The following is a 17,561-nucleotide window of genomic DNA, read 5'->3' as shown; positions in this document are numbered from 1 at the left end:
AGAGTCCAGGTCACCAACGATGGCATCATCTGCCAACCCACAACGTCGCGTCCTCGTTTCGCCCGAGGAACTGCTCGACTACGAAATCGGGGGCAAGTACCGGCTCGACGCGATCATCGGCGGTGGCGGCATGGGTATGGTCTATCGGACTACTCAGCAGAACCTGAACCGCTCGGTAGCCCTCAAGCTCCTCAAGCTCAACGAAGGCGACTCGCAAAAGGCCCTCGACAGGTTCAAGCGCGAGATCGACATCGTCAGCCAACTGACGCATCCGAATATCGTGCGGGTCTACGACTCGGGCGTCGACCCCGAGTTGCGCCTGCACTTCATCGTCATGGAGATGGTCGACGGCGTCGGCCTCGACGCGCTGGTGGCGCGCTTTCGGTTCGATCCGGCCTTGTCCATCGAAATTGCCCGCGGCGTCTGCGCCGCGCTCACCGAGCCGCACCGACTCGGCATCGTCCACCGCGACATCAAGCCGGGCAATATCTTGCTGACGGTGCGCTCCGACGACACCCTCGGGGTCAAGGTCGTCGATTTCGGCATCTCGCGCTCCACCCAGGTCGACGATGACGGGCGGGTGACCGCGACCGGCGAGGTCGTGGGCAGTCCTTTGTATATGGCGCCGGAGGCGGCGCGCGGCGCCGACATCGACGGCCGCACCGACCTATACTCGGTCGGCGTGCTGCTCTACGAGATGCTCTCGGGCCAGCCGCTCTTTCAAGGGCCCACACCCGTCTCCATCATGCTTCGCCACATGGGCGAGCCGCCCCCTTCGCTGGCCGAAGTGCTGCCCGCCGATGCCGTGCCTGCAGAGCTGGTCGAGCTGGTCGAGTCGTTGTTGGCCAAAAGGCCCGCCGACCGACCCGAGTCGGCGCGCGCGGTCCTGCGTCGCCTCGACGCCATCCGCGACGAGCACGGCTTTGGCACGCTTCGCCTCGACGGGGCGAGTTCACCGGCGGTGGCGCTTCGCCCCTGGATGAGCGCGCTCGACGCTCCCACGGTGGAGACGGGGGAGCTGGACGCACCCACCGAAACATGGACCGCCGACAAGACCACCGAGGAGCTCCCCTTTTTCGAGGGTTGGCTGATCCCGGAGACCGCCGAGTTGCTTCGGCGCACAGATCCGCACCCGACCCGGCCCATGGCGCAGGACGTGGACGACAGCGCCGCGGCGCACGCCCAGACCGAGCAGTGGACGATGCCCGCCGAGAGTCAGCCGCCGGCAGATACGAGCACTGGACGCATCCGCCAGGTCGACGACGCGCCCGAAGACGCGAACGCAGATGGTCGTTGGCGTTACTTTGTGGCTGTTGCGGTGCTTCTTGCATTAGCGGCCGTGGGGATTGCCATTTGGACGGAGCATAGTCCGACCGAGTCGCCCGCGCCGACCGACAGGGAGCAAGTGGAGAAGTCGCCCGACGAGCAAAAGCCTTCCGGCGAGCCTTCTTCGCCGACTCCTCCGCCGACAGAACAACCTGCCGTGAACGTGGTGGAGCCCGAGAGCGAGGAGGCTTCGGCTGACGAGGCCGACGACGACGCCGAGATTGCTGCTCCTGCCGACGAGGCGGAGCCGACGGAGAGCGCGGCGAAAGATTCGAAACCGGAAAAGCCTTCCGAGCCCGAACCGAAGGCCTCGCCGAAGCAGCCCCGGGACGAGCCAGCTCGACAGTCCGATATCGATAAAGCGAGCGAGAAAGAAAGCGACAAAGAGACCGCGTCCGATTCCAACAAGGATGAAGAGAAGCTCGACAAGGGACTCGAATGGCTGAGGAGTCGATGAGCCGTCGCAGTCGCATGGTCGCGCTGTTGTTGTCCGTCGCGCTCGCCGCGCCGTCGGTCGCCTGGGCCGCCGAGCCGTCCCTGGCCGAGCTGTCCGCCGACGAGCGTGCCGAGTTGGGGCGTCTGTTCACGGCCGCGCAAGGCGCCTTCGAATCCGAGGAGTACGCCCAGGCCATCGCCAAGCTCGAGCGGGCGTACGAAATCTTTCCCGAGCCCAATATCCTGTACCGAATCGGCGACGCCTACGAACAGCAGGGCGACCTGGAAGAAGCCGTCGCTTACTACCAGCGCTACGTCGAGGCCGCCCCCGATGCCTCCGACGCGGAGCTTGTGCGCCGACGCATCGGCGACTTGGAGCAGATTCTGGCCAGCCGCCGCAGCGGCGACGACGCCTCCGCCGAAGAGTCCGCCCCCGAGTCGGCCGCCTCGAAGCTGGCCGTGCTCATCGTCGACTCGAACCCGGCCGGGGCGCGTGTGCGCATCGGTGACGAAGCCGAGCCGCGCGGCGTCACGCCGGTACGCCTCCGGATCGAGCCCGGCGACGTCCAGATTCGCCTGGAGGCCGACCATCACCGCCCCATCGAACGCGTGCTGCGCGTCGAAGCCGGCGAGACCCTGTCGATGGTCTATCCGCTCCAGCCGGTAGCTCCGGCCGACGACTCCATCGCTTGGCCGTGGATTGTCGGCGGGGTAGGGGCGACGGCCTTGGCGACCGGCGGCGGCTTTCTGATCGCCTCCCAGTCGGCCCAATCCCAACTCGACACCTACGACGCCCGACGCCTCGCTGCTTACCGCAACGACGAGCCCGTCCCCGAGCGTCCCTCGGACTACGACGAGCTGACCCGCGAGTCCTACTACTACGGGCGCACCGGCTGGATTCTGACCAGTGTCGGCATCGTGGGAGTCGGCGCCGGGCTAACCCTCTGGCTGATGGAAGATGACGAGGTCGCGCTCGTGCCCGGCGTGGGCGGAGCGACGTTGATGGGACGGTTCTAGAGCGGGCGCTATACGAACTCTGCAGGCTCTAACGACACATGAACGATATCGACTGGAATCTGCTGCGGACCTTTCTTCGGGTCGCCGAGGAGGGGAGCTTTACCGGTGCGGCCGAAGTGCTAGGCATCAGTCAGCCGACGGTGAGCCGGCAGATGCAGCAGCTCGAAGAGACGCTCTCCGTGCCGCTCTTTATTCGCCACGCTCGAGGCTTCGAGCTCACCGACCGCGGGCAAGACTTGTTGGCGGCGGCGCGCGAGGTCGAGCAGGGCGTGGCGGGCTTTCTTCGGCGCGCCGGCGGTCTGACGCGAGAGGTGCGCGGGGCGGTGCGCATCTCGGCCAGCGGGCCGGTCGCGGTGCACATCCTGCCGCCGTGCTTGGCCTCGTTGCGCCAAGACTACCCGGAGCTGACCTTCGAGCTCGTCGTCGACAACAAGGCGTCGAACCTGCTTCGGCGCGAAGCCGACATCGCCGTACGCCTCTTTCGCCCCGAGCAGCTCGATATCGTGTGCACCAAAGCCGGCGAGGCCGAGGTCGGCCTGTGCGCGAGCCGCGACTACCTCGACCGGCGCGGTCGCCCCACCAGCGTCGCCGAGCTCGCCGGCCACGACATCATCGGCGAAGACCGCGGCACCCAGGTCGACGCCGCGCTCGCCAAGATGGGCCTGAGCCCCGAGCCGACCGACTACAGCATGCGCACCGACAGCTACCTCGCCCACCTGAGCGCCATCCGCGCCGGCCTTGGCATCGGCGGCGCCCAGGTCGACCTTTTCGCCGACGACTCGCACGTCGAGCGCGTCTTGCCGGAGCTTATGCTCGGCGCCATGCCGTTCTGGGTCGCCATGCACGGCGAGGTGCGAAACAGCGCTGCGATCCGCGTGGTCTACGACGCACTCGTCGACCACCTGCGGGCTCGCAACGCCTGAATGGCTACGATGACTCGGAGCATCGCGAACAATTGCGGCTTGCGCAAACGCGGCGTTGGCCGACACACTTCGTTTTGCAGCATGGCCATGGACGTGTACGGGACGACGAGAGAGTCGGTGTGACTGTAGTGACAGACGGAGTGGGCGAGCGGGTACGCGCGCGCTTGGCACAATTGCGCGACCGTTTTGTGGCGGTCAATCTGCGCAGCCGATCGCTGCGACTGCGGCGCGCGAGCCGTACCGGCGCGTTCGACTTGGCGCGGCTTCCTGCGGTGGACGCGTTGTTGGAGGTGTTGGGCCACGAGCGGGGCGATGCGGTACGGCTGGCACCGCGCGACGAGCAGCTAGACCAGGAGATTGGCCGCCTGGCGAAGGCAGCTCGCCGGGAGCGTATGGAGACCGGCGCCGACCATCTCGCGGTAGGCTGGCCGGTGGTGGAGGGAGCCTGCGGCGACGGTACGTGGCTGCGCGCGCCGCTTCTGTTGTATCCGGTAAGCCTGCACCGAACCGAGGCGGGGCGGTTGTGCTGGGCGCTGTCGCCGCGCGGTTTGCCGGAAGTCAACGAGCCGCTGATTCAAACACTTGCGCGCCTGGAGCGGGTGCAGCTATCGCGCGGCGAGCTGCTGCAGTTCGACGACGACGGTCGGCTTGCCGTCGACGCCCCCACCTGGGAGGCGCTGGTGGCCTATCTGAGCGACGCCGGGCTCGACATTCAGGCTCCAGCCTCGATGCCGAGCCTGGAGCTGCTGCCCCCGCGGGACTCCGAGGCGAGTAAGCAGGCGTCAGCGGGCCGATTCGAGCTGCACCACCATCTGGTGTTGGGGCGGTTTCCGTTGTCGGCCTCGAGCATCGTGCTCGATTACGACGAGTTGCTCGACGCGCCGGTCGATCGGCTGATTCAGTCGGCCGAGTTGGGGCTGGCGCGCGACCTACTGCTAGTCGATGAGGCCTCGCTCAATACCCTCGATCCGGTGGGCGTCGAGGTCGAGGGCGCCAAGGCTGGCGACGAGGCCTTGCTCGGTGGTTTGCGCCGATGGCAGGTGTTGCCCTCCGACGCCAGTCAGGACGCCGTGTTGAGTCACTTGGAGGCGGCGGACATTGATCCAGCTGCCGAGCGCGGCTTGATTGTTCAGGGGCCGCCGGGGACTGGCAAATCCCAGCTCATCACCAATTTGTTGGCGGCGTGCATTGCGCGCGGAAAGCGCGTGCTGCTCGTTTGCCAGAAGCGCGCGGCCCTCGATGTGGTCGCCGACCGGCTGACGAGCCTGGGGCTGGGCGAGCCGCTGGCGCTGGTCCACGACGTCCAGCGCGACCGAAACGCAGTGTGCGAGGCCATCGCAGAGACGCTCGACCGCGGCATGAGCAGCGGGGCCGTCGGCATCGGCAGCTTGCAGCGCCAACTCGAAGCCGCGGCCGACGACCACAGCCGCGCAATGGAGCGTCTGGAGCGCCGGGCGCGGGCCGCTCAGGAGGCCTTCGCGTGCCTGGCCGGCGACGGAGCCGCCCGGCCGGGGCTGGCCGAGCTGCTCGAGCGCGCGCTGGATGACGACGGACGCGAGCTTCCCGACCTGGCCCCTTGGGCGGACGCGATCGAGCGCGGCGAGCTCGGCGAACAGCTGCCCTTCATCGAGTCGATGGCCCCAGAGACCCATACCTTGGCCGCGCCTCACCCGCTCGCGTGGCGCGGCGATTGGGCCCAGCTCGACGACGCTCAGATCGAGGGCGTCTTCGAGCGCTGCAGCCGTCTGATGGAGCTATACGACGCGCTCGACGAATCGGCCGCGCAGATGACGCCCGGGCAGGCGGTCGAGCAGGCTGCACTGTGGGAGCAAGCAGCGCCGCTGCTCGACCTGTTCGAGGAAGGCGTGCCGCGACAGGTCGACGAGTTTGCCATGTTCTGGGTGTGGACGGGCGGCCAGACGGCGACCGGCCAGTGGCAGCGCGTCATGGCGGCCTTGAAACGGGCGCGCGCCGAGCTCACTGCGGTGCCCGTGGAGTTGATCGTGGCCAGTCGGGAGGACCTGGAGGAGTGGCAGGCACAGCTCGAAAGGCTCGCCGAGTTGCAGAGCTATTGGTATCGATTCTTTTTGCCGGAGTACTGGCGATTGCGCGGGCTTCCGGGCCAGATCCTCGATCGCTGCACCTCGCTGGCGAGCACGTCGACGCTGCCCGTCAACGTAGCGCAGCTAGTGGACGCGGCGCTGGCCTGGCATGACTTTCTGGTCGAACTCCCCGACGACAATCCGCTGTTCGACTTCGGCTTCGACGGCGATCCGACGGCCATCGACGATGCCGTCGCGCTGCTCGAGGCCCAGCACGAGCGTGTGCAATGCGCCCATGAGGTGCACGCAGAGTTGGGCGAGGTCGGAGCGGCCTACGCAGACCTTCCGACGATTGATCCCATGCAGGATGAAACGCCTGCACAAGCGCCGTTTTTCAGGGCGGCGTTGGCCGACCGCAGACTTGCGCGAACCCTCGCAGAGGTCGGTGAGCGCTTGGACGCGTTGGCCGTCGGGCTGCACGCCGATTTTCGCGACCAACTGTACGAGCTTGCGGCCGACGGACGGCGAAAGCAGGCCAAGCATTTGCTCGCCGAATTCTGCGGGGCGCGCCAGGAGGCAGCGGAGGCCGCCAGACAAGACGGCGTGCTGGCGGGGCGGCCGGACTGGGTGCGCGCGTTCTTGCGGCATTGGCGACCTGGCGCCGGTGGGGGGAGCGGTGTGGCGCACGACGCGCAGTTGGCCGTCGAGCGGGCCTGGGTCGACGCCTGGCTCGACGGGCGCAGCGTGCGCGCAGTCGAGGCGCCGTTGGTCGACGCCGACCAGCGCAGGCGCCTCGCCGAGGCGATGACGCGGTGCCAACAGGTCGCCGACCGCGGCATCATCGCCCGGTTTTACGGGCGCCTGGTCGACGCCTTCGAAGGGGCGTCGGGTCAGTCGGCGGCCGCCGTGGCGCGCCGGCGCAACCTGCGGAAGCTGGCCGAGCAGGCCCGGCGCAAGCGCAACCGCATGACGCTGCGCCAGCTCATCGAGGCGTATTGGGACCGCGGTCTCTCCGAGGTGCGCCCGGTATGGTGTTGCTCGCCGGAGTCGGTGGCCGCGATGTTTCCGCTGCGCGCCGGGCTCTTCGACGTGGTCATCTTCGACGAGGCCAGCCAGTGTCCGGTCGAGTCGGCGCTGCCGGCGCTGGTGCGTGCCGAGACGGCGGTGATTGCCGGCGACGACCAGCAGATGCCGCCCAGTCACTTCTTCCGGGCCGCCCCGGAGTTGGCCGATGACGACGACAGCTCGGTGTTGGCCAGTGTGTCGATTCTGGCGCTGGCTCGCGCCTGTTATCCGGGTGTCACACTACGCTGGCATTACCGATCCCACCACGAGGAGCTGGTGGCGTTTTCGAATACCGCCTTTTATGGCGGCCAATTGGTCACGGCGCCGCCGAGCCGGCCGGTGATCAGCGCCGACATCGAGGGGCTTCATTGGGCGCCGGTCGACGGCCTCTGGGAGGACAATCAAAACGTGGCCGAAGCGCGGCGGGTCGTCGAGCTCGTGGTTCGGTTTCTGGCGGTGCGGGGCCCCGATGACAGGCCTCCCACAGTCGGGGTGGTCACGTTCAATCAGAAGCAGGCCGAGTTGATCGAGCGTCTGCTCGAAGAGCGAGCCGCCACGGACGATGCGCTCTCGCGATTGCTCGCACGTGACCGGCGCCGGCCCATCGTCGACCAGCTATTCGTTCGGAATCTCGAGAATGTGCAGGGCGATGAGCGCGATCTCATCGTCATGTCTCCGGGGTATGGGCCCACCGAGCCGGGCGGAGATGTTCATGCCCGATTTGGGCCGCTGAACCTGGCCGGTGGTCATAAGCGGCTCAACGTGGCGATCACCCGGGCTCGTCTGGGGCTATGGTTGGTGACGTCCATTCGACCCGAGCGCCTCGATGTGTCTCGCACGAAGCACCCGGGGCCGCGCATCTTCGACGCCTACCTGCGCTTCGTGCGAGCCCACGTCACCGCAGACCGCCAAAGCGTGGAGCCGGTCCTCGCCGAGGCCGCCGAACTGGGGCAAGGCGGGGCGCGCTGGAGCCGACCGAAAGCACTCTCGATGCCCGGTCTTCGCGCGGTGGGAAGTCGCGTGCGTGATGAGCTGGCAGAGGCGCTAGAGCGTCGAGGCTACGGTGTGCGACGTGACGTCGGACTGGGCAGCCAGCGCCTCGACTTGGCGGTGCGACGCGGGCCCGCTGAGCCGTGGCGCGTGGGCGTCGACTGCCGCGAGTTCTTGCGTCAGCCCGAACCGCTGGCGCGCGACGTCTACCTTCCGGCCTATTGGCAGCGGCAAGGCTGGACGCTCACGCGGGTCACCCCCGGCATGTGGCTCGAGCGAGCCGACGAGGTTGTCGAGCACATTCTCGAGTTGGTCGACAAGTGAGGGTGATGCGCCTTTGCCTCTACTCCCCGAGCACCCGGTCGAAATACCGATCGACCGTGTCGCCGTTGATGTCGCCGCGCTCGGGCATCCGGCGGACCTCCTCGATTTGGCCGTCCGCGTCGAGCACGAGCTCCCAGCGAAAGATCGTCGGCGCGTCGTCGCTCAGCCAGAAGTCCTGGCGCCCGACGTGCAGGTCTTCGTACAGCAGGCCGTCGTCAGTCGGCGAGACGGTGTAGAGGCCGCGCGAGAAGCGCACGAGGCGCTCGACGCGCACGTCACCGCGGTACGGCTCGAGCAGCTCCTTGTTCTTGTCGATGCGTTGGAAGTCGATCTCTCGGTCGTCGTCGAGCAGCGAGTAGAGGCCCACGTAGACGTCGTCGTCGCTGTCGGCCATGCCTACCCACAACACACTGTTCAAGATGGCGGGCATCTCCTCGAAGCGCTCGTAGGTGATCGATTGCCGGTCGAGCTCGTCGGTGAAAACCTGGCCCACGTGTAGCTTGACGATCATCGTCAGGCCTAAATAGCCGGTCGACAGCGCCAAACCGATGCGCGTCGCCCACGGCCGCCAGGCGGGGTGTGTCTTGGGGAAGAGGGCGACCGCCAGTGAAATCAGCAACGTAAACGTGTAGATGGGGTCGATGATCGACACCGAGCTGAACGCGTGCGGGTTGCGACTGATGGGCCAGAACAGATACGTGCCGTAGGAGGTGAGCACGTCCAGAAAAGGCTGCGACAAGAACGCCAGCAACGCCATCGTCACCCAGTCGCGCCGGCTTACCCCTGCATCGCAGTCGCCGTAGCGCCGGTCGAGCAGCCAGCCGACGCCGAATCCGGCAATCACCAGCAAGAAGATCGAGTGGCTCGGCCCGCGGTGAAACGCGATCTGCTCGGTCGTCTCGAGCAGCGGGTTGACCACGACGTCGAGGTCGGGAATCGTCGCCAGAACCGCGCCCCAGATAGCACCTTTTTTGCCGGCCTTATGGCCGACCACTGCTTCGCCGATGACCGCGCCGAGCGCGGCTTGCGTGATGGAGTCCAAGTCGTCGCCTCTCAGGAATTACAAGCTCGTCAGCTAATTCGAGACGAATCTAGGATGCACGCGCCGGTTTGTCAGGTGCGCCGAATCCTCGCCGGCAGGGGTTGATGGATCGCGAGGCGAACGAAGATTTGGAGCCATGGGTTCACCATCTTCAACGGATCTACGCCATGGCACGCCAATTCGCCGATCTGCACTGTCACCCGACCATGTTCGGCTTCCACCGCTTGCGCAACGATCCCGAGGCGGAGGCCGACCCCGACCGCTTCCACCCCTGGCATGTGCACGAGCCGAACTTCGAGCATATGCGCCGGGGAAAGCGCGCCGCCCAATACTCGCAGTGCTGCTTTCCGCAGCTCGCCCACAGCGACACGCGGCTGGTTTTCGCGTCGATCACGCCCATCGAGCGGGGGTTCTTTCAGGGGAGTGACGAGGAGGTGGGCAATTTCGTGCCCGAGCTGCTCGAGCTCGTCTCGGGGGTGACCATCGCCAAGAGCGCAGCCAAGCTTGTGCGCGGAAAGCCCTTTGCAGCCGCGCGCGAGTTGCTCGGTGTGGCCCGAAACCGTGGGCCGGTGCGCGCGCTGATCCACCGGACCTTCCTGAAGTACGGCAAGCAGCGCGTCGAGCACCTGTTGTCGCGAGACTACGACTACTGGGAGGAGTTCGAGCGCGAGTACGACTTTTTGCGCCGGCGAAACGGCGACAAAGAGCGCGTCGAGGTGCCCATCCCGAGCGAGGAGGGCCGGCGCGAGGTCGACGGCTGCTATCACCTCGTCGACGGGCCGGACACCTTCGAGAGCGTGGCCAGGCAGGGCGACGACGTCGCGGTGCTTCTCTCCATCGAGGGCGGACACGTCTTCAGCATCGGGCCCGACGGCAGGCGCGTCGACGAGGCGACGATCTTCGAGCGCATCCGGCGCCTCAAGGACCTCGAGCATCCCGTCTTCTACCTGACGCTCGCCCACCACTTCGACAACGGCATCTGCGGCCACGCCCGAAGCCTCATCGACCTGGCGAACCTGGTCATGGACCAGCGCCCGCGGATGCACGAGGGCTTCGAGCCCGACGGCGACTTGGGGCTGCGGGTCGTGCGCGAACTGCTCGACCTCGACGACGCGCTGCAAGACCGCGGCGGCCGACGCATCCTCATCGACACCCGCCACATGAGCCCGCGCACCCGCCAGCAGTACTATAACGAGGTCGTGCGGCCTTATAACGCTCGCCACGCCGACAAGAGCGCGCGCGAGCGGCGGCGCTTCCCGAAGATTCCGGTCATCTCGAGCCACTCGGCGCACACCGGCGTGCGCCACCTGTCAGAGCTCGTTGCCAACGCCGAGCATGAGAACGACCACTGGCACCGCAACCCGTTCTACGCCTGGGGGCTGAACACCGCCGACGAAGACGTGCGCATGGTCCACCAATCCGAGGGCCTGTACGGCGTGAGCTTCGACCAACGCATCGTCGGCGTCCCGCCGTTCCAGAAGGTGCCCGAGCATCAGTGGCCTCATATCATGCTCAACCAGATCTTCGGGGTGGTCGACGTCATCATGGACGACGACCGGCTGAGCCCAGCCTCCAAGCGCACGATCTGGGACCGCATCTGCATCGGCAGCGACTTCGACGGCATGATCGACCCGGTCAGTCGCTACAGCACCGCGGTCGACTTTCGCACCTTCGCCGACGACCTTCGCCGTCTCTTTCGCAAGTACAGGCACACGCGCATGATCGAGCAAATCGGGGTGGACGAGTTGGTCGAGAAGATCGCGTGGAAGAACGCCTACGCGTTTGCGCGACGGCATTTGCCGTCGGTGGTGGGTGGGTAATACTACTTGGTCACTTTCGGTGAACCCGCCCTGGAGCGGCCCAGAACCACGATCGCTTCGGCGTCATTCTTCCATGATGCGCACCGGCATCGCTGTCAGAATGCCTTCTCGCGCTCGTGGCCCTGGTCTCGCTCAGGTGCGGGCCACGAAATTGACCAAGTAGTAGTAATGGGCCGTGGCGTCAGGCGACGGCGCCTTGGTCGTCGATTTGGGCTTCGCACATCAACCGGGGCTCGCCGGACGAGATTCTGCAGTCTCGGACATCATCCGAGGCTCGCCGGACGAGATTCTGCAGTCTCGGACATCATCCGAGGCTCGCCGGACGAGATTCTGCAGTCTCGGACATCATCCGAGGCTCGCCGGACGAGATTGTGCAGTCTCGGACATCATCCGAGGCTCGCCGGACGAGATTCTGCAGTCTCGGACATCATCCGAGGCTCGCCGGACGTCATTTTGTAGCCTCGCTCGTCATCCGAGCGGCTCGGAAGCCCAGAGATTATTACCGGAGGTGTTCCGAGCCGTTCGGAAGACCAGAGATTTTGAAAAAAGACGTGCCGAGCGGCTCGGAAGCTCAGAGATTTCTCCGAGACACGCGCCGAGCCGTTCGGAAGGCTACAGATTTTTCTCGGAGGCGTTGCGAATGTCTCCTACTCCGGACACGCCCCACCCGAAGCCACCCAGGCGTCGAACGCCGCGACGAACTCCTCGTGCGACAGCGGCGGCTTCGTCCGCCCGCCGCCGGGCTCCCAGCCCCACAACACCAGCGGATCTTGCGAGACGTGATGCATCAATTGGTCGAGAGACTTGTAGGCGTTGTCGCCCGGGCGTTTCATCTGCTCGCAGAGCTCGCGCGGCGAGCGGCCCTGGAAGATGAGCGGCATCTCTTTTTTGGGCAGGCCCCAGTGAGGCGCGCCGGGCGGGCCCCCGGGGGCGCCGAGCTCGTCGGCGTTCTTCTCCTGGTGGCACGTCGCGCACTCGAGCCCGTTCTCGACGCTCTTGCGCGAGATATTCATCAGGTGCGGGCGGCTCGCGTCGGTCTGCAGCGGACGGTCACCCGACGGATGACAGTTCATGCAGCGCGGCGACATGAGCACCTTGTAGACGTCGCCCCAAGCCTCTTTGCCTCGGGCGACGGTCTTCTCGTCGGGCGGCTCGGCGGCGAAACGGGCGAGCTGCAGGCTCGCGCCGACGGCGTCCCGCGCCTTGGTGAACGGCTCGGCCTTCGCGGCGGCTTCCTTATCGGCAGCCTTCATGTTGGCGGCCGTGGCAAAGCCTGCTCCGGTGAGCAGGACGAGCGCGACGGCTGCGCCGATTTTCGTGGCGGACAAATCCATGACTCAAGCCTCCTCGAGCGCGTCGACAAAGGGCATTTTGCGCAGGCGTTTGCCGGTGGCGGCAAAGACCGCGCCGGCCAGCGCGGGGGCGACCGGCGGCAAGCCCGGCTCGCCGACGCCGGTGGGGTCTTCGTCGCTGTCGACCACGGCGACGTCGATCTGCGGAACCTGGTGCATGCGGATAAACGGGAAGGTGTCGAAGTTGGCCTGCGCTACTCGGCCGTCCTCGAAGTCGATCTTCTGCCAGATAGCCGCCGACAACCCTTGAGCGATGCAGCTCTCCATCTGGGAGGCGACCACGTCGGGGTTGAGCGCCAGTCCACAGTCGATGGCGCAGGCGACGCGGCGCACCTGAATCTCGCCGTCGAAGACGCCCGCCTCGATGACCTGAGCGCAGTACGAGCCGAACGACTTGTGCACCGCAATCCCGCGGCCCCAGCCATCGTCGAGGGCGGTACCCCAGCCGCCCATCTTGGCGGCGCGGTCGAGCACCGCGAGCTTGCGTGGGTCGTCGGCGAGCAGCCGGCGGCGAAACGCGTACGGGTCTTTCTGGGCGGCGTGGGCGAGCTCGTCGATGAAGCTCTCGACGACGAAGGCGTTGAACGAGTGGCCCACCGAGCGCCAGAAGCTGACCGGCACGTCCAGATGAATCTGGGTGTAGGCGACCTTCCAGTTGGGGATCTTGTAGTTGGCGTCGAAGGCGCCCTCGGTGGCCAGGACATTGGGCAGCGAGTCGCTGTCGACGGCGTTTTGCATCGTGCGCGCCATCATCATCTTGGTCACCCGCGGCACCCACTCGGGGAGCATCGTGGGGAGCCACTCGTCGAGGTCGAGCAGTGACTGCGACATCGAGTGATAGCTCACCGCGGTCGGGTTGCCCTTGGCGTCGAGCGCCCCGCGCATGCGGGTGTGTGAAAAGGGGCGGTAGTAGCCGCCCTTGGTGTCGTCCTCGCGGCTCCAGACGACCTGCACGGGCTTGCCGAGCTCCCGGGAGAGGAGCACGGCCTCGATGATGTAGTCGATGACGAGCCTGCGGCCGAAGCCGCCGCCGAGCATCGTGGTGTGCACGTGGACCTGGTCGCGGTCGACGCCGACCAGCCGGGCGACGTCGCCCTGGACGGCCGACTGCCACTGGACCGGCGCCCAGATGTCGACGCGGTCTTTTTGGACGTAGGCGGTGCCGTTTTGCGGCTCGAGCGGCGCGTGGGCCAGATAGGGCGCCTCGTAGCTCGCCTCGACGACCTTGGCGGCCTCGTCGAAAGCGTCGTCGACGTCGCCGTCGTGGCGCATGACCACGCCTTCGTCGTCGAGGTCCTCGCGCTCGCGGGCGGCCTTGCGGAGGTCGTCGGTGCTAAACTTCTCGAGCGGCGAGCGGCCCCAACGCACCTCGACGTGGGGCGCGGCGCGCTTGGCCTGCCAGTACTTCTCGGCGACGACGGCCACACCGCGGTCGAAGGCGAAGATGTCGACGATGCCCTGCATCGCGCGCGCCTTGTCGGCGTCGAAGGACTTGGCGCGTTGGCCGATGACCGGCGGACGAATCACCAGCGCCTTGACCATGCCGTCGACCTCGAAGTCGAGGCCGAACTCGGCCTTGCCGGTGACCTTGTCGAGGAGGTCGACGCGCTTTTTGGGCTTGCCGAGGACCTTGAAGTCTTCGGGCTTCTTGAGCGCAACGTCGTCGGGAATCTCTTGCTGCGCCGCCGCTCGGGTAAGCTCGCCGTAGCGCAGCGTGCGGCCCGACTTTTTGTGGTGGACCGCGCCTTCGCGCGCCTCGCATTCACCCGGGCGGCATCCCCACTCTTGGGCGGCCGCGGCCACGAACATCACCCGCGCGGTGGCCGCCGCGCGACGGAACGGCTCGTAGGTGTCGCTGACCGACGTCGAGCCGCCGGTCATCTGCATGCCGAGCGTGTGGAACTCTGGGCCGGCCTCGGCGTGAAACGGCTCGACCCGGTCGAGGTCGACCTCGAGCTCTTCGGCGACGAGCATCGCGTGGTGGGTGAACACGCCTTGGCCCATCTCGGACTTGCCGATACCCACGAGCACGCGGTCGTCGGGCGTGACGGTGACATAGGCGTTCGGCTGGAAGGCGCCGTTCGACTCGACCGTCTTCTGCATCCGGCGCACGGCCGGATTGGCGCAGCCGGCGAACGACACGCCCATCAAGAACGCGCCGCCGCCGAGGAGCGAGACTCTCAAGAAATCGCGCCGATTCATGTGTCCTCCTTCATCAACTCGGCCGCGCGGTGGACCGCCTTGCGGATGCGCGGGTAGGTCCCGCACCGGCACAAGTTGGCCGACATCGCCGCGTCGATATCGTCGTCGGTCGGCTCGGGGTTGGCCCGAAGCAGGGCGACCGCCTGCATGATCTGGCCCGACTGGCAGTAGCCGCATTGGAGCACGTTGCCCTCGACCCACGCCTTCTGCACCGCGTGCAGCTCGTCGCCGTCGGCCAGGCTCTCGATGGTGGTGACCGACTTGCCCTCGACGTCGCCCGCGCCAATCACACAGGAGCGGCGAGGCTTGCCGTCGACGTGGACCGTGCACGCGCCGCACAACGCCTTGCCGCAGCCGAACTTGGTACCCTTGAGCCCCAACTCCTCGCGCAACACCCACAAGAGCGGGACGTCCTCGGGGACGTCGACGGTGACTTCCTTTCCGTTGACCTTGAACTTCATCTCGACCTCAATCGTCTGCCTGGTTTCGGCGCGAGGGCCTTTTGCCCTCGATTTCGGTGCGGGGGCATCTTGCCCTCGATTTCGGTGCGGGGGCATCTTGCCCTCGATTTCGGTGCGGGGGCATCTTGCCCTCGATTTCGGTGCGGGGGCATCTTGCCCTCGATTTCGGTGCGGGGGCATCTTGCCCTCGATTTCGGTGCGGGGGCATCTTGCCCTCGTATGCGAGAGCAGGGATGCACTCGCTCCGAATGTCCCCTCAATCGTCAGCCCACAGGGGCAGCTTGAACATCACACCGGCCTGACCCACATGCTCGTCGGAGTCGAGCAAATAGGCGTAGCGGCCGTACAGGCTAAAGAAGCCTGCGCTGAACATCAGGCGCGCCTGCGGGCCCCAATCGGGGCCGTCGTCGCCGAAGCGCGCGGCGACTCCGCCGTCGACGCCCAGCAGCGTGTAGCCCAGTTGCGGGCCGGCGGTCACGAGCGCGGCCGACTGGCCGAAGTCGTACACGCCGTCGACGTAGGCGCCTTGCCACCAGCCGGCGTCGAGCCGGCTGACGCTCAACTCGGCGCCGGCGAAGCCGCCCCCGCCGGGGCTTCCGAAGCTTCCGCCGCCGGTCGGCCCGAAGAGTACCTGCCAGCCGGGCTTCGGGCCGAAATCAAACGGCGCATCCTGTTTCGACGCATCCTGTTTCGACCCAGTTTGAGCCGACGCCGGCGAAGCGAGGGCGAGCGCGCCCAGGGCGCAAAAGAGAGTGAGAACTGATTTCACAAATAGCCTCATGCTTCCTGGGACTCCTGAAAAGCTCTCCACTGCTCGGGCGTATCGACGTCGACGCCTGCGTCCGCCGTCGGGACCTCGGCGACTTCGAACTCGTCCGAGCGCAGTAGGTCACGCGCGCCGCGGTCGGCGTCGAGCGCTCGAAGCGCTTCAAAGCACGCTCGCCCGAAGCAGGCCGGCACGCCGACCACACCGTTTGCGTAGCGGGTCGCCGCGGCGTCGACTGTGTCGTCGCAAGCGTCGACAAGCTCAGCCAACAACTCGGCGTCCACGTTCGGCTGGTCGACGGCGACGATGAGCGCGCGCTCGGTCTGCCCCGACAGCGCGCTGATGCCCCACGCGATGGACGTGCCCATGCCGCTCTGCCAGTTCGGGTTGACGAGTACTTGGATGTCGCCGACGTGCGGCCGGATACGTTCGGCGTCTGCGCCGAGGACGACCAGCGGCTCGGCGCCGGCCTTTCGGGCCTGCTCGACCGCGCGCTCGAGCAGCGTCTGGCCGTCGACGCGAAGCAGCGCCTTGGGTCGGCCCATGCGCGTCGAGGCGCCGGCGGCGAGGATGATGGCGCGTGTCGTCTCGGTCATGATTCGACCTCGCGGGTGTGCGTCTGAACTCGATGCGGCTCGTGAATCGGAGCGTTTCGCTTGGACAACGGGCCGCCGTCGCGGCCGTTTTTGCGCGCGACGATCTGCGAGACGATCGACACGGCGACCTCGTACGGGTCTTCGCCGCCCAGGTCGAGCCCGACGGGCGTGGCGAGTTTGTCGATTTGGCCCGCGTCGGGCAGCGCGCCTTCTTCGTGCAGTTGGGTCATCAGCCGAGCCGTGCGGCTCTTCGGCCCCAAAAGCCCGACGTAGGGCGCCGGCGAGGCCAGCCAATGCGGCAGCATGCGCGCGTCCTGCTCGAAGTGGTGGGTCATCTGCACCACGTAGCTATGCCGGCCGACCTCGACCTCGGCGGCCTGCGCGGCGCTCGTCAAGCAGACGGTGTCGGCGCCGGCAAACCCGGGGCGGTCGAGCTTGAGCGGGTCGGTTCCGATGACTCGAATGCGCCAGCCGAGGGGGCGTGCGACCTGCACGAGCGCCGCGGCGTCGGCGCCGGTACCCACCACGACCAACTCGAGCGGCGGGCGCGCGTACTCGACCAAAAAGCGCCAGGTGGCGCCTTCGTGCTCGAGCTCGAGGCCGGCGGTGCGTTGGTCTTGAAGCGTTTGCTCGGCAGCTTGCGAGAGGGCGGGGCGAAGCGCGTGCGGGAACTCGTCGGCCCACTGCTGTGATGCCCCTCCGACCACGGCGACGCAGCCGAGCGGGGCGTCGTCGTCGGTGCAGGCGTAGGCCGTGACGAGCACCGCGTCTTGGCCGGCCGCGCGAAGCTCGGCGAGTTGTGCGAGCGGGTCGAGGCCTTGTTGTGAGGGCGACGGCGGTGAGGGCATCGGCTGCAAGAAGAGATGCACGACGCCTTCGCAGCCCGTGCCGTATTTGCCCACCGGCTCGAAGCGGTTCGAGCGCGTGTCGAAGAGCACGGTCTTGGGGCCGTCTTCGACCCAGGCGCGGGCGTTGCGAGCGACGTCCTTTTCGAGGCAGCCGCCGCTGATGGCGCCCACGTGGCCGCCGTCGTCGAAGATGAGGATTCGCGCGCCCGGCCGCCGGTAGCCCGACCCGAGCAGGTCGACGACCGTGCCGAGCACAGCCGGGCGGCGAGGGCCGTAGGCTTCTAGGATTTGATCGAGCAACGCCATGGCACGTCCATCCAAACAACACGAGATACGACGTGCCAAAGGTGCC

General features: G+C 67.0%; 12 protein-coding genes. 5 read left to right on the top strand and 7 right to left on the bottom strand.

Annotated elements, in window-relative coordinates:
- Positions 1-19: 19 nt before the first annotated feature.
- The 4 genes from FIV42_RS01125 to FIV42_RS01110 all read left to right on the top strand — a co-directional run bounded on the left by FIV42_RS01125 (position 20) and on the right by FIV42_RS01110 (position 8,122).
- Positions 20-1,783, top strand: a complete 1,764-nt coding sequence (locus tag FIV42_RS01125; protein ID WP_141195883.1) for a serine/threonine-protein kinase — start codon at positions 20-22, stop codon at positions 1,781-1,783.
- A complete protein-coding gene (locus FIV42_RS01120; protein ID WP_168210314.1) occupies positions 1,780-2,778 on the top strand; it encodes a tetratricopeptide repeat protein in 999 nt (332 codons plus the stop codon). The genes FIV42_RS01125 and FIV42_RS01120 overlap by 4 nt, the downstream gene beginning before the upstream one ends.
- Before the next feature lie 38 nt (positions 2,779-2,816).
- Positions 2,817-3,701 (top strand): LysR family transcriptional regulator, encoded by an 885-nt coding sequence (locus FIV42_RS01115; RefSeq protein WP_141195881.1) that lies wholly within the window; start codon positions 2,817-2,819, stop codon positions 3,699-3,701.
- 119 nt (positions 3,702-3,820) lie between these two features.
- Positions 3,821-8,122: an AAA domain-containing protein gene (locus tag FIV42_RS01110; protein ID WP_168210313.1), complete on the top strand. Its 4,302-nt coding sequence runs from the start codon at positions 3,821-3,823 to the stop codon at positions 8,120-8,122.
- Positions 8,123-8,141: 19 nt separating this feature from the next.
- On the opposite strand, the gene FIV42_RS01105 is transcribed toward FIV42_RS01110, so the two are convergent.
- Positions 8,142-9,164 (bottom strand): metal-dependent hydrolase, encoded by a 1,023-nt coding sequence (locus tag FIV42_RS01105; RefSeq protein WP_168210312.1) that lies wholly within the window; start codon positions 9,162-9,164, stop codon positions 8,142-8,144.
- Positions 9,165-9,331: 167 nt separating this feature from the next.
- Between FIV42_RS01105 and FIV42_RS01100 the strand changes: the two genes are divergently transcribed.
- Positions 9,332-10,984: an amidohydrolase family protein gene (locus FIV42_RS01100; RefSeq protein WP_141195878.1), complete on the top strand. Its 1,653-nt coding sequence runs from the start codon at positions 9,332-9,334 to the stop codon at positions 10,982-10,984.
- A gap of 647 nt (positions 10,985-11,631) precedes the next feature.
- Here FIV42_RS01100 and FIV42_RS01095 read toward each other — a convergent pair.
- The 6 genes from FIV42_RS01095 to FIV42_RS01070 form a co-directional block, all read right to left on the bottom strand.
- Positions 11,632-12,318 (bottom strand): hypothetical protein, encoded by a 687-nt coding sequence (locus FIV42_RS01095; protein WP_141195877.1) that lies wholly within the window; start codon positions 12,316-12,318, stop codon positions 11,632-11,634.
- A gap of 3 nt (positions 12,319-12,321) precedes the next feature.
- Positions 12,322-14,538 (bottom strand): xanthine dehydrogenase family protein molybdopterin-binding subunit, encoded by a 2,217-nt coding sequence (locus tag FIV42_RS01090; RefSeq protein WP_141195876.1) that lies wholly within the window; start codon positions 14,536-14,538, stop codon positions 12,322-12,324.
- The gene (locus FIV42_RS01085; RefSeq protein ID WP_141195875.1) at positions 14,535-14,999 is read right to left on the bottom strand and encodes a (2Fe-2S)-binding protein; all 465 of its coding nucleotides are present in this window, start codon (positions 14,997-14,999) and stop codon (positions 14,535-14,537) included. Before FIV42_RS01085 ends, FIV42_RS01090 begins: the two co-directional genes overlap by 4 nt.
- Before the next feature lie 256 nt (positions 15,000-15,255).
- A complete protein-coding gene (locus FIV42_RS01080; RefSeq protein ID WP_141195874.1) occupies positions 15,256-15,768 on the bottom strand; it encodes a hypothetical protein in 513 nt (170 codons plus the stop codon).
- A gap of 8 nt (positions 15,769-15,776) precedes the next feature.
- Positions 15,777-16,361, bottom strand: a complete 585-nt coding sequence (locus FIV42_RS01075; protein ID WP_141195873.1) for a nucleotidyltransferase family protein — start codon at positions 16,359-16,361, stop codon at positions 15,777-15,779.
- On the bottom strand, positions 16,358-17,515 hold the full coding sequence (locus FIV42_RS01070; protein ID WP_168210311.1) for an XdhC family protein: 1,158 nt from the start codon (positions 17,513-17,515) through the stop codon (positions 16,358-16,360). The genes FIV42_RS01075 and FIV42_RS01070 overlap by 4 nt, the downstream gene beginning before the upstream one ends.
- Between the last annotated feature and the right edge of the window lie 46 nt (positions 17,516-17,561).

It is taken from the genome of Persicimonas caeni (assembly GCF_006517175.1).
GTDB lineage: Bacteria > Myxococcota_A > Bradymonadia > Bradymonadales > Bradymonadaceae > Persicimonas > Persicimonas caeni.
The sequence above is the reverse complement of the archived record's forward strand: the minus strand, read 5'-3'. Positions and strand labels throughout refer to the sequence as shown.

What these genes read in the sequence shown, in the direction of transcription:
- FIV42_RS01125 (WP_141195883.1), top strand. Translation starts at nt 20, where the DNA reads ATGGCATCATCTGCCAACCCACAACGTCGCGTCCTCGTTTCGCCCGAG.
- FIV42_RS01120 (WP_168210314.1), top strand. Translation starts at nt 1,780, where the DNA reads ATGAGCCGTCGCAGTCGCATGGTCGCGCTGTTGTTGTCCGTCGCGCTC.
- FIV42_RS01115 (WP_141195881.1), top strand. Translation starts at nt 2,817, where the DNA reads ATGAACGATATCGACTGGAATCTGCTGCGGACCTTTCTTCGGGTCGCC.
- FIV42_RS01100 (WP_141195878.1), top strand. Translation starts at nt 9,332, where the DNA reads ATGGCACGCCAATTCGCCGATCTGCACTGTCACCCGACCATGTTCGGC.
- FIV42_RS01095 (WP_141195877.1), bottom strand. Translation starts at nt 12,318, where the DNA reads ATGGATTTGTCCGCCACGAAAATCGGCGCAGCCGTCGCGCTCGTCCTG.
- FIV42_RS01090 (WP_141195876.1), bottom strand. Translation starts at nt 14,538, where the DNA reads ATGAATCGGCGCGATTTCTTGAGAGTCTCGCTCCTCGGCGGCGGCGCG.
- FIV42_RS01085 (WP_141195875.1), bottom strand. Translation starts at nt 14,999, where the DNA reads ATGAAGTTCAAGGTCAACGGAAAGGAAGTCACCGTCGACGTCCCCGAG.
- FIV42_RS01075 (WP_141195873.1), bottom strand. Translation starts at nt 16,361, where the DNA reads ATGACCGAGACGACACGCGCCATCATCCTCGCCGCCGGCGCCTCGACG.
- FIV42_RS01070 (WP_168210311.1), bottom strand. Translation starts at nt 17,515, where the DNA reads ATGGCGTTGCTCGATCAAATCCTAGAAGCCTACGGCCCTCGCCGCCCG.